General features: G+C 37.9%; 9 protein-coding genes, 4 tRNA genes and 1 pseudogene. 12 read left to right on the forward strand and 2 right to left on the reverse strand.

Going from position 1 to position 11,797, the window contains the following annotated elements; translation table 11 throughout:
• The first annotated feature begins 1 nt into the window (after window position 1).
• On the forward strand, window positions 2-358 hold the full coding sequence (gene rplS / locus MTT29_RS01115) for a 50S ribosomal protein L19 (RefSeq protein ID WP_002941851.1): 357 nt from the start codon (window positions 2-4) through the stop codon (window positions 356-358).
• A 136-nt stretch (window positions 359-494) separates the two neighbouring features.
• Window positions 495-1,016 (forward strand): ComEA family DNA-binding protein, encoded by a 522-nt coding sequence (locus tag MTT29_RS01120; RefSeq protein WP_429799509.1) that lies wholly within the window; start codon window positions 495-497, stop codon window positions 1,014-1,016.
• Window positions 1,017-1,189: 173 nt separating this feature from the next.
• Here MTT29_RS01120 and MTT29_RS01125 read toward each other — a convergent pair whose 3' ends face one another.
• A complete protein-coding gene (locus MTT29_RS01125) occupies window positions 1,190-1,579 on the reverse strand; it encodes a S26 family signal peptidase (protein ID WP_429799510.1) in 390 nt (129 codons plus the stop codon).
• A gap of 291 nt (window positions 1,580-1,870) precedes the next feature.
• Here MTT29_RS01125 and MTT29_RS01130 point away from each other — a divergent pair.
• From MTT29_RS01130 to MTT29_RS01160, 7 genes and pseudogenes are all read left to right on the forward strand, one after another.
• Window positions 1,871-1,946 (forward strand) — tRNA-Lys (locus MTT29_RS01130).
• Window positions 1,947-1,961: 15 nt separating this feature from the next.
• Window positions 1,962-2,037 (forward strand) — tRNA-Glu (locus MTT29_RS01135).
• Window positions 2,038-2,053: 16 nt separating this feature from the next.
• Window positions 2,054-2,129 (forward strand) — tRNA-Val (locus MTT29_RS01140).
• Window positions 2,130-2,140: 11 nt separating this feature from the next.
• A tRNA-Asp gene (locus MTT29_RS01145) sits at window positions 2,141-2,217 on the forward strand.
• Between the two features lie 564 nt (window positions 2,218-2,781).
• A complete protein-coding gene (locus tag MTT29_RS01150) occupies window positions 2,782-3,795 on the forward strand; it encodes a bifunctional 3,4-dihydroxy-2-butanone 4-phosphate synthase/GTP cyclohydrolase II (RefSeq protein ID WP_429799511.1) in 1,014 nt (337 codons plus the stop codon).
• A 437-nt stretch (window positions 3,796-4,232) separates the two neighbouring features.
• Window positions 4,233-4,952 (forward strand): annotated as a pseudogene (locus tag MTT29_RS01155) (PDC sensor domain-containing protein); the annotation flags it as partial.
• Between the two features lie 597 nt (window positions 4,953-5,549).
• Window positions 5,550-6,140, forward strand: a complete 591-nt coding sequence (locus MTT29_RS01160) for a methyl-accepting chemotaxis protein (protein WP_429800438.1) — start codon at window positions 5,550-5,552, stop codon at window positions 6,138-6,140.
• A 478-nt stretch (window positions 6,141-6,618) separates the two neighbouring features.
• On the opposite strand, the gene MTT29_RS01165 is transcribed toward MTT29_RS01160, so the two are convergent.
• The gene (locus MTT29_RS01165; protein ID WP_429799512.1) at window positions 6,619-7,077 is read right to left on the reverse strand and encodes a methylated-DNA--[protein]-cysteine S-methyltransferase; all 459 of its coding nucleotides are present in this window, start codon (window positions 7,075-7,077) and stop codon (window positions 6,619-6,621) included.
• A gap of 122 nt (window positions 7,078-7,199) precedes the next feature.
• On the opposite strand from MTT29_RS01165, the gene MTT29_RS01170 reads away from it, so the two are divergent.
• Genes MTT29_RS01170 through MTT29_RS01180 form a run of 3 tightly spaced genes read left to right on the forward strand, consistent with a single transcriptional unit; the run spans window position 7,200 to window position 11,788 of the window.
• Complete coding sequence (locus MTT29_RS01170; RefSeq protein WP_429799513.1) at window positions 7,200-9,785, forward strand: bifunctional aconitate hydratase 2/2-methylisocitrate dehydratase; 2,586 nt, start codon at window positions 7,200-7,202, stop codon at window positions 9,783-9,785.
• Between the two features lie 36 nt (window positions 9,786-9,821).
• Window positions 9,822-11,033 (forward strand): ankyrin repeat domain-containing protein, encoded by a 1,212-nt coding sequence (locus tag MTT29_RS01175; RefSeq protein WP_429799514.1) that lies wholly within the window; start codon window positions 9,822-9,824, stop codon window positions 11,031-11,033.
• A gap of 8 nt (window positions 11,034-11,041) precedes the next feature.
• Complete coding sequence (locus tag MTT29_RS01180) at window positions 11,042-11,788, forward strand: SDR family NAD(P)-dependent oxidoreductase (RefSeq protein WP_429799515.1); 747 nt, start codon at window positions 11,042-11,044, stop codon at window positions 11,786-11,788.
• Window positions 11,789-11,797 lie beyond the last annotated feature (9 nt).

Here is an 11,797-nt window from a genome sequence, read left to right on the forward strand (position 1 = left end):
CATGAGAAATAAATACATTGAAGCGTTTGAAAATGCTCAAATTGCTGGTAAGAATATCCCTGACTTCCGTGCAGGTGATACATTGCGTGTGGCTACTCGTATTCATGAGGGCGACAAAACAAGAATTCAAAATTTTGAAGGCATTTGTATAGCTAGACGTGGTAGCGGTACTGGCGAAACATTTATTATCAGAAAAATCGGTGCTAACAGTGTTGGTGTTGAGAGAATTTTCCCAATATTTAGCGACTCTATAGAAGAGATAAAGGTTCTTAGAAAAGGTCGTGTTAGAAGAGCTAAACTATTTTACCTACGTGAACTACGTGGTAAAGCAGCTAAGATCCGCGAACTTAGAAAATAAAACTTTTTCCCTGAAATTTTCAGGGATTTTCTCCTATAAACTATATTTAAAATCATTTTTATATTACTTCATATTTATACTTCATTAATCACTCTTTGCTAGAATTTTATCTCAAATTTACTTTTAAGGAATAAAAATGAAAAAAATATTGGTTTCACTTGCAGCTATTGCATCTTTGGCTATGGCAGCAATCAATCTAAACACAGCTACAAAAGAGGAGCTTATGAGTCTTGATGGTATCGGCAGTGCAAAAGCAGATGCTATCATCGAGTATAGAAAAGCAAATAAATTTAACTCAATCGACGATCTCAAAAATGTAAATGGTATCGGCGATAAAACTTTTGATAATCTAAAAGGTGAAATTTCTACTACTGGCAAGAGCGAAGTAAGCGAAAAAGCAAAAGCTGGTAAGAAGAAAATAGATGAGGCAAAAGATGAGATGAAAGAAAAAATCTCTGATAAAAAAGATAAATTTAAAAAGAAAGCTTCTAAAACTAAAGAAGAGCTAACTTCTAATAAAGATGATGAAACTAGTATGAGTGAAAAAGCAAAAGATGAAAAAGACAAAGTTGTTGACAAAGTAAAAGAAAAGAAAGAAAAAGCTGCTTCAAAAGCTAAATCTAAAAAAGAAAAACTTAAAGAGAAACTAGAGAAATAAAAATATTTTAAAACCTGCTTGTATTTACAAGCGGGTTTTATAAATTCATATATTTTTTTGTTTTAATTATAATTGACAAAAGATTTCATAATTTTCTTAAAATTTCATTGATCTGATAATTTGCTTCATTTTTATCTTTGGTCAAGACGTTTTTCTAAATTGTGTCAAAATACCTACCATTTAACTTTACCAACTAAAAATTTGTATGGAATTACACCGAAAAAACGACTATCAAAAGAGTGATTACGGTTGTCGCCAACCATGAAAAACGTATCTTTTTCTAACTTACATATAAAAGCATTTTGACAATCTTGAGTATCAAAATTTGATTTAGATGAAGCTATTTCTGAGGTATCTGCGCCATTAATAGTTTCTTTTAGCTCTTTTTGATACTCATGTTCTAATGTATTAAATATTATTACACTATCTTCATCATAGTGTATGCCTGTAAATTGTTCTTTATACGGATCAAAAATAAATTCTTTATCTTGCGGACGTTTTAAATAAAGACCATCGCAAGCGAACTGAATCTCGTCATCGCCAACAGCGAAGACGCGTTTCATACCGAATCAATCTTATATGTTGGCTCCATTGAGCTTGTTGGAACAAAGTATATCCTTAAGAAAAACACTTATGTTACAATAAATACTACAATGATACTAAGTGTAAAATTTATAAAAAATATTTTCATAAAGAGAGCATCTTTTGTCTACTAAGTTGGATGCATTGGATGCAATTGTATAGTATTTTTTTGGTTTTGATCTTAATATATCAAGACGATCGGATATAGCAGGTTTTTTCTTGACATATAATAATGTTTTTTGTATAATCTCAATTCTTTTTTAAATAATCATGTCTTGCTAGCTCAGTCGGTAGAGCATCTCACTTTTAATGAGGGGGCCGTTGGTTCGAATCCAACGCAGGACACCATTTTTTTGGGTTTATGACCCTTTCGTCTAGTGGCTCAGGACTCTACTTTCTCTGTGTAGGAACAGAGGTTCAAATCCTCTAAGGGTCGCCAGATATTTTAAATTTTAGGTCGCTTAGCTCAGTTGGTAGAGCGCCACCCTTACAAGGTGGATGTCATAAGTTCGAGTCTTATAGCGACCACCATTACTTTAGGTGCAGCGGTAGTTCAGTTGGTTAGAATGCCGCCCTGTCACGGCGGAGGTCGCGGGTTCGAGCCCCGTCCGCTGCGCCATCTACTTTTAAATTTTTTCTATTTCTTTTTATTTTTGTCTTTATTTTTAATTTTAATGCAAAATTTTTATAAAAATATTCTGTTAAATAATATGTAAAATAATACATAAAATATTGTCTTAAAACAGATTGAATATATTTTCTCTATTAAATTTTTTTTACTTTTATAGCTAAAATAATGATGAGAGCCTAATTTGCCTCGCGTTTTTAAATAAAAATATTTAAATTTTTAACCTACTTATCAAACTATACTTTTTTATTTAATGTAAATTTCAATTATCTTTCATATCGTCATCAGCGAACTAAAATAGCAATTTGTCTTTGTCTAAGGCATATTTTAAAATTTAAAGTCAAAATTGGTTTTATCACGAAATATGCATTTAAATTTTATGCTTTTGTGAGATAAATTTATCCTACTAAATAGTTAAATTTAGTCTCAAAAGCTTAAATTTTGGTGTAAATTCTTTTTTTCTCAAAAGTGATTGTCGGCAAAGAAAAAATATTATTTTTATCTCTTAGTTATCAAAATATCAATATAATCGTAAAAATTTATAAAAGGATAATTATGGCACTTGAAAATGTATTAAGAGCGATTGAAGATATAAAAAATGGAAAAATGGTCGTTATGGTCGATGATGAGGACCGCGAAAATGAGGGCGATCTAGTCTTTTCAGCAGCTAGTAGCGATATGCAAAAGGTAAATTTTGCCATCACTCATGCAAAGGGTGTGCTCTGTCTTGCGATGGACGAGGCGAACGCAAAAAGGCTTGATCTGCCGCTAATGGTAGCTAAAAACACATCAAGCCACGAGACAGCTTTTACGGTTACGATCGACGCAAAAGACGCAACAACGGGCGTTAGCGCATATGAGCGCGATATGACGATCAGGCTTGCAGCAGAGGCCAGCTCAAAGCCTGAAGACTTCGTGCGCCCAGGGCACATTTTCCCACTCATCGCCAAAAATGGCGGCGTGCTTGTTCGCACAGGTCACACAGAGGGCTCGGTCGATCTTTGCAAGCTTGCTGGCGTTAGCCCGATGGCGTCTATATGCGAGATAGTAAAAGAAGATGGCACAATGGCAAGACGCGACTACTTGGAGGAGTTTTGTAAGAAATTTGGGCTAAATATGATCAGCGTTTCTGATCTTGTTGAGTATAGGCTAAGCCATGAAAGCCTCATAAGAGTTGGCGAAAAAAGTGACGTTATGATCGCAGACTGCGCGGCTATAAGATACGATATTACAGATCACAAAGGCAAAATCCACTCAGCTTATCTTTTTGGTGAGCCAAAGAGCAAGGCAAATGTCAAATTTCAAAAGATCCTCGCCGATCACGAGCTTTTGAGCAGTCCAAAATATGACGAGCTTTTAAAAACTATCAAATTTTTAAGCCAAAATGGTGGAATTTTGATCTTTTTAGATAGCGACAACCAAAATTCGAGCAAAGACTATGGCATTGGAGCGCAAATTTTAAATCACTTTGGCGTAAAGGATATCGAGCTTCTAAGCTCAAATAAAAATAAAGAATTTGTAAGCTTAGCTGGTTTTGGGCTAAATATAGTCGGTTATAAAGAAATTTAAATATTCCAAATTTAGCCAGTTCATTTTGGTTCTGGCTAAATTTAATAATACTTTCTAGATCAAATTTTCGTAGGTTACTCACAAATTTAAACTAGCATTTCACATCAAATTTAATAAGTTTCTCTTTTGTTTAAGTTTATCTAGTATAAATTTAGTATATAAGCCTATTTTTATGCTAATACTAAATATTTTATTTTAAGTATATTTTATAAAATAAATCAAATTTAATTAAAAAAATTTCTAATATATCGCTAATTTACGTTATTTTTATAGATTTAATCACTATTTAATATAAAATATTATTTAAAATAAAAGATTAAATTTATATTTTAAATATTATAATTCTACTAATATTTCACAAGGAGGATGAAATGAGATCTATATCAAACAAGATCGCATTGACGCTTATTGTTCTTTTGAGTGTATGCTTTGCTGCGATGTCGGCTGTTAGCTACTTTAACGCAAAAGAGGAGGTGGTGAAGCTGATCAGCCAAAACCAAGATCAAATTCTATCTGACATAAAGTCTGTGACGCAAAGTTTTGTGAGCGACTACATGGAGGATTCGCAAAAGCTCGCCGACAAACTAACGGGAAGCGTTGGCAACGATGATGAAATTCTTGCCCGTTTAAAATCTACAAAAGAAAATTTAAAATCAATAGTTATAGGCGCCTATTTTGCATCGGCGAGCAATGGCCATACCTTCGGCTCTAACGGTAAAATTTTAACCCCAGAAAAAGATAAATACGACCCAAGGGGTAGGGGCTGGTATATCGCCGCAAAGAGTAGTGGAAAAACCATCTTTACAAAGCCATATATAGACATGGTCGCTCCAGAGCACGATCTGTGCATGACTTTCTCTACACCGATAGTAGAGGACGGCAAGCTTCTAGGAGCTACATTTACTGATGTTAATATCAGGCTTTTAAGCAAAAAGCTTCTAAAGATGGGTAAAACTGAGTTTGGCTATGTCTATTTTATGGACAAAGATGGTGTTATCTTATTACATGATGACGAAAGTCTTATAAATAGTTCTGTTGAAGCGACCAAGAATTTGGCGACTAAATTTGCTAGCAAGGACTTTGATGAAAATGGGCTAATCTCATATAAAAACGCAAAAAATGAAAACGTCTTGGCTAAAATTTTGCCACTAAATGACGATGGCTGGCTAGCAGTTGCTGCGATAAATGCTGATACTTTTACTAGTCAGACCATGCCACTACTAAAGATCCAAGCCATCATGGCTGTTGTCTTTATCGTGATCCTATCAGCCTTTGTATATTTCTTACTCAAGAGATCTCTTAATCCGATAAAAACTATCCAAGAAAAGCTTGAGGATCTATTTAAATTTGTAACTTATGAAGCAAAAGCACCAAGCAAGCTTGAGATAAGATCAAAGGATGAATTTGGTGTGATGAGTAAGGCTATAAATGAAAATATAGATAAGGTCGTAGCCGGCATCAAAAAAGATAGCACGATGATAGATGAGCTAAATCAAGTAGCAAATTTAATGATCAAAGGAAACCTTGGAGCAAAGATAGACTCAACTCCAAATAACCCATCGCTAAATGAGCTAAAAGAGCTACTAAATAAATTCTTCGCCTCTATCTCTGAAAACCTAAAAGGCGTTACAAACGTCCTTAGCTCATATACTAAAAATGACTTTACAGCAAAGGTTGAGATAAATGAAGAGCTAGAGGCTGACCTAAAGGCTATGATACTTGGAGTATCAAACATGGGCGAGGTAGTTTGCTCTATGCTAAACTCAAATTTAAACCAAGCTCAAGTACTAGAAGAAAAAGCAAAACTTCTAGCTAGCTCAGTATCTAAAGTAGCAAGCTCAGCAAATACTCAAGCAAATAGCTTACAAGAAAGCGCAGCAGCAGTTGAGCAAATGAGTAGCTCAATGAATGCCATCTCTCAAAAGACAGCTGATGTTATAAGACAAAGTGATGAAATTAAAAACATCATAACTATCATTAGAGATATAGCAGATCAAACAAACCTTCTAGCTCTTAATGCTGCAATAGAAGCAGCTAGAGCTGGAGAACATGGCAGAGGATTTGCAGTTGTTGCTGATGAAGTTAGAAAACTAGCTGAACGTACTCAAAAATCTCTAGGTGAGATAGAAGCAAATACAAATGTATTAGCTCAATCAATAAATGAGATGAGTGAATCTATAAAAGAGCAAAGCGAAGGCATAAATATGATAAATGAATCAGTTGCTCAAATAGATCACCTAACAAAAGAAAACGTTGTAATTGCCAACCAAGCAAACGAAGTAACATCAGAAGTAGATGAGATGGCTAAAGCTATTGTTGAAGAGGTTAGGAAGAAGAAATTCTAAAAATAAACTACTACAATTAAACACAAAGCATAGCTCTCTAAATTTAGAGAGCTATGTGAATTTAGACTACTTGTTTTTCTGCTTTAAACTTTAAATTTAATACTCAAGAAAATTCCAGCAAATTTTAAAATTTATGAGCGAGCATATCACGCTTCCAAATTCAGTGGCAAGTGATAACGAGACCTGAATTTGGTAAGTTGCTAAGGCGAGTGAGTAAAGTTTTAAAATTTGCAAAGACAGCTTAATTAAATTTCTAAATTTGCTTTATCAAAAAGGGGAGACAAGGGGACTTGAATTACGAAGCCGTCCCCTTATCCCCCTTTTTAAATCCCCTAATCCCCTCGCACGTTAGCGGTAGCATGCAATAGTGCTGACGCACTGCATGCGATTTGAAACTCCAGTAAATTTAAAATTTAGAGCCGTGATATGCCAGTTCAAATTTTAAATTTAAGAGACTTCCTAAACATTAAATTTCTAACTATTTATGCTTGGCTTCGTGCTCTAGTAACCAAATTTTAGTTGGCAGACCCTCGCCGCCTGAGTAGCCACCAAGGCCGCTGTGAGAGAGCACTCTGTGGCAAGGGACGATGATAGGCACTGGGTTTTTGGCATTTGCTGAGCCTGTTGCACGGTAAGCGTTTTTATGGCCAGCAGCAAGTGCTAGAGCTGCGTAGGTAGTCGTTTCGCCGTATGGCACTTTTTGCAAAACATCATAAATTTTGGCTCTAAATTTGGTCGTTTTTATATCAAGTCTAACGCTAAATTTTTTAAGCTCGCCCTTAAAATAGGCCTCCAGTTCATCTAAACAAAGCTTTAAATTTTCATCTTTTACCGCAACTTTTTCAAATTTATCTACAAAATTTATCTCACAAATTCCATTTTCACTAGCAACGATCTGCAAAATTCCAATGGGTGATTTTAGGTAGGCTTTTGACACATTTGCTCCTTGAAATTTGAATTTTTGGGCAAATTTTACTTTAGATTGTTTTGCTTTTTGATAAAATGCAAGCAAAATCAGCGATTTTGGACTAAAAACGAGCAAAATCACAAAGGAAATTTATGAGCTTTTTTACCGACTACGAAAAACACGTGAGTGAGCGAGAAAAAGAGGGCGTGCCACCGCTTGCGCTAAACGTCAAGCAAACAAGCGAAATTTGCGAGCTAATGAGACTTGCTGGCAACTCTAGTGGCGATGAAAAGGCGCAAAATGAGCTAAAATTTCTTATAAATTTGCTCGCAAATCGTGTAAATCCTGGCGTTGATGACGCGGCAAAGATAAAGGCAGAATTTCTTGGCGAGGTGATAGATGGGCTTAAAATAGACGGGCTTGATGCGGTTCGTGCCATTAAAATTTTAGGCAAGATGCTTGGCGGTTATAACGTAGAAATTTTGGTGCGAGCGCTAAAAAATAGCGACGAAACTATCGCACAAGCTGCGGCAAATGAGCTAAAAAATATCATTTTGGTGCATGAATATTTTGACGAGATAGTAAAGCTAGCAAATAGCAATAAATTTGCAAAAGAGGTGCTTGCTTCTTGGGCAAATGCCGAGTGGTTTAGGCATAAAAAGCCACTTGATGAGTGCATAAAGGCAGTGGTTTTTAAGGTGCCTGGCGAGACAAATACAGATGATCTAAGCCCAGCAAGTGAGGCCTATACAAGGGCTGACATACCGCTTCACGCAAAAGCGATGCTGGTTAAAAAGATGCCTGAGGGTTTAGAAATCCTAAAAGAGCTAAAAAGTCGCGGCAAGAGTGTGGCATACGTTGGCGATGTGGTCGGCACTGGCAGCAGCAGAAAGAGCGGTATAAACTCGATTCAGTGGCACCTTGGCGATGAGATAGAGGGCGTGCCAAACAAAAAAACCGGTGGCATCGTGATCGGCACAACCATAGCTCCGATATTTTTTAACACCGCTGAAGATAGCGGCGCGCTGCCGATAGTCGCAAACGTAAATGAGCTAGAAATGGGCGATGAGATAGAAATTTATCCATTTAAAGGCGAAATTTATAAGCTCGCAGGCAACGAAAAAAAGCTCGTGGCAAACTTTAAACTTAGCCCAAACACCCTAAGCGACGAGATAAGAGCAGGCGGCAGGATACCTTTGATGATAGGTAGGCAAGTGACTAAAAAGGCTAGAGAAGCCTTGGGGCTTGGCGAGGAGCAGATCTTCATAAAGCCAGATCAGCCAAAAGAGCTAGGCGGTGGCTATACGCTTGCTCAAAAGATGGTCGGCAAGGCTTGCGGAAAGGCTGGCGTGAGAGCTGGGGCATACGTGGAGCCTGAAATTTTGACCGTTGGCTCGCAAGACACCACTGGGCCCATGACTAGAGATGAGATAAAAGAGCTTGCTAGCCTTAGTTTTGGGGCGGATTTTGTCTTGCAAAGCTTTTGTCACACGGCTGCTTATCCAAAGCCAAGCGACCTCGAGATGCAAAAGAGCTTGCCTAAATTTATGACGTTTCGTGGCGGTGTGAGCCTAAAACCAGGTGACGGCGTCATCCACTCGTGGCTAAACCGCATGGTCTTGCCTGACACGGTTGGCACGGGTGGCGATAGTCACACGAGATTTCCTATTGGTATCAGCTTTCCAGCAGGTAGCGGTCTAGTGGCGTTTGCGGCGGTGCTTGGCATGATGCCGCTAAATATGCCAGAGTCAGTTTTGATCAAATTTAAAGGTGAGCTAAAAGAGGGCGTGACGCTTAGAGATTTAGTTAATGCGATACCTTATTTTGCTATCAAAAAAGGGCTTTTAAGCGTTGAGAAAAAGAATAAAAAGAACATTTTTGCGGGCAAAATTTTAGAGATCGAGGGGCTTGAGAGCCTAAAAGTGGAGCAGGCTTTTGAGCTAAGTGATGCTTCGGCTGAGCGCTCGGCGGCGGCTTGCGTGGTAAATTTAAGCGTTGAAAGCGTCTCGGAGTACGTTCGCTCAAACGTTGCGTTAATAGGGGCAATGATAAAAGCAGGCTATGAGAGCCATGAAACGCTGCTTAGACGAAAAGAGAAGATGCAAAAATGGCTGGAAAATCCAACTCTATTAAGAGCCGACAAAGACGCAAGCTACGCTGAAATTTTGGAGATTGATTTATCGCAGATAGACGAGCCGATCCTCGCCTGTCCAAACGACCCAGACGATGTGGCGACGCTAAGTGAAATTTTAGCTGATAGCAAAAGAGCGCACGATATCGACGAGGTCTTCGTGGGCAGCTGTATGACAAATATCGGGCACTACAGGGCGCTTGCTAGAATTTTAGAGCGTGAGAGCAAGCTCACTACTAGGCTTTGGATCGCTCCGCCAACAAAAATGGATAAAAAGACACTTGAAGATGAGGGCGTTTATGAGATATTTAAGAGGCTAAATGCTAGGACAGAGGTGCCAGGCTGCTCGCTTTGCATGGGTAATCAAGCAAGGGTGAACGACAACGCCGTTGTTTTTTCGACCTCAACAAGAAATTTTGACAACAGAATGGGCATGGGCGCAAAGGTCTATCTAGGAAGTGCCGAGCTAGCCGCTGTATGCGCGCTACTAGGGCGTTTGCCAAGCGTTGATGAGTATAAAAAAATAGTAAGAGATAGTCTTAGTTTAAACAAAGATCAAATTTATAAATACCTAAATTTTAATGAAATAAGCGAGTTTAGTATATAAATTTGTTACAATATCGCGAAATTTTAAGGAGCTTTGATGAAAAAAGTAGCTTTTTTTCTCTTTTTTAGCAGTTTTCTTTTTGTAAATTTACACGCATTAGAGTGCAGTGATCTTGCTAAAAAAGAGAGCTTTAAAACTACTCCAAACGAGCTTGCTTATGCGAATGAGGGGCTATTTTATTGCGATGGCTCGCTTTTAAATTTAAAAGAGGTAAAAGAGCTTTTTGATGCGAGCGTGGCTGTGAGAAGTGAGTCTCAAAGCTGCGTTGGCGAGGGCGTTTATAGAGAAAATTTAAATAAATTTAGATGGATCTTGCTAAAAGCCTCGTTTGCTCCTCTTCTCTATCAAAAAGAGCTTGCAAAGCCAGAAGCGGCTGAGGCTCAAAAAGACGCTCAGATGGAGTACTTTAGATACTGGGCGAATGAGAGCTTGTTTAACTTTTTAAAATATAAAAAATTCAGCGAAGCTTATAAAAACGCTCAAACTCCGCTGGTTAAATTTTATGAGGCTTTAGGCGTTGATAGTGCAAGCGCCGCCTACTACGCAACTAGCGTGATAAATGAGTTTTTAAGCTTTAGTGTCGGCAAGAAGGTAAATAAGGCAAAAACTCTAACTTCTGAGCAAAAGATGATGGCTCAAAAGCTAAGCCAAGACGAGCTTGCAAATTTGCTTTATTCTAAAAATTTCACCACCGCTGAGCTTACAAATTTACTTGATATCGCACTGCTAAATGACAAAAGTAGCGACATGATAGAAGAGATCATAAGGCGCGGGGCGGATCTAAATTTAGGCGATGAGACACCGCTATTTTTTGCTCTTAAAAATTTAGAAAGTGTAAAAATTTTGCTTAAAAATAGAGCCGATGTAAATCACAAAAATTTCTTTGGCAAAAGTGCGCTTTTTTATGCTGTGCAGTTTGAGGATGCGCCTCTTTGCGAGCTTTTGCTAAAAAGCGGGGCAAATGCAAACGAGAGCTACATCGACGAGCAGTCTAAGATGAATATGATAAATTTAGGCATGATGCAAGTAGAAGATACGTGTGGTTTGGAGCATACAAACAGAAGCGTTTTCATGCATGCAGCAGCTCACGCGACGCCAGAAATTTTAAAGCTTTTGATAGATAACGGTGCCGATATGAACGCCACTGATGATGCGGGATTTAACGCGCTTGATTATGCGATTAAAGATAAAAACGAAAAAAATATTAAATTTTTAGAAGAGCTTGGTTTAAAGCCAAATTTTAATTAGGAAGAGATATGAAAAAGACAGCTTTTGTGACAGGTGCGACATCTGGCTTTGGCGAGGCGATCGCTAGAAGACTTTCAAAAGAGGGCTACAAGATAGTCGCTCTTGCAAGGCGCGAAGATAGACTAAAAAAGCTTGCAAGTGAGCTTGGCAATACGCACATCATCGTAGCTGACATACGCGATAAAAAGGCTGTTTTTGACGCAGTTGATAGCCTGCCTGATAAATTTAAAGACATCGAAGTGCTTGTAAATAACGCTGGACTTGCCTTGGGACAAGAAAAGACGATAGACGCGAAGGTTGAGGACTTTGAGACGATGATAGACACAAACGTAAAGGGTCTTATCTACTCTACAAAGGCGGTTTTGCCACTACTTTACAAGCAAGAAAAGGGCTATATCTTTAATCTTGGCTCGACAGCTGGCTCATGGCCATATCCTGGAAGTAATGTTTATGGCGCTACAAAGGCCTTTGTAAAGCAGTTTAGTTTAAATTTAAGAAACGATCTAGTTGGCACAAATATCAGGGTGACAAACATCGAGCCAGGTCTTTGCAAGACTGAATTTAGCGAGGTTAGGTTTAAGGGCGATAAGGCAAAGGCTGATAGTCTTTATGAAAATACAAATTTCATCACGTCTGAGGATATCGCGACTATTTTGGTAAATTGTCTAAATATGCCTGGGAGTGTAAATATAAACAGAGTCGAAGTCATGGCAAATACGCAGACTTGGGCTGGACTTGCGATAGAAAAATTTTAAGGAGTTTAT

The organism is Campylobacter concisus (assembly GCF_050447485.1).
GTDB classification, from domain to species: domain Bacteria; phylum Campylobacterota; class Campylobacteria; order Campylobacterales; family Campylobacteraceae; genus Campylobacter_A; species Campylobacter_A concisus_BQ.

Coding starts and splice junctions, on each gene's coding strand:
- rplS (WP_002941851.1), top strand. CDS start 2: ATGAGAAATAAATACATTGAAGCGTTTGAAAATGCTCAAATTGCTGGT.
- MTT29_RS01120 (WP_429799509.1), top strand. CDS start 495: ATGAAAAAAATATTGGTTTCACTTGCAGCTATTGCATCTTTGGCTATG.
- MTT29_RS01125 (WP_429799510.1), bottom strand. CDS start 1,579: ATGAAACGCGTCTTCGCTGTTGGCGATGACGAGATTCAGTTCGCTTGC.
- MTT29_RS01150 (WP_429799511.1), top strand. CDS start 2,782: ATGGCACTTGAAAATGTATTAAGAGCGATTGAAGATATAAAAAATGGA.
- MTT29_RS01160 (WP_429800438.1), top strand. CDS start 5,550: ATGCTAAACTCAAATTTAAACCAAGCTCAAGTACTAGAAGAAAAAGCA.
- MTT29_RS01170 (WP_429799513.1), top strand. CDS start 7,200: ATGAGCTTTTTTACCGACTACGAAAAACACGTGAGTGAGCGAGAAAAA.
- MTT29_RS01175 (WP_429799514.1), top strand. CDS start 9,822: ATGAAAAAAGTAGCTTTTTTTCTCTTTTTTAGCAGTTTTCTTTTTGTA.
- MTT29_RS01180 (WP_429799515.1), top strand. CDS start 11,042: ATGAAAAAGACAGCTTTTGTGACAGGTGCGACATCTGGCTTTGGCGAG.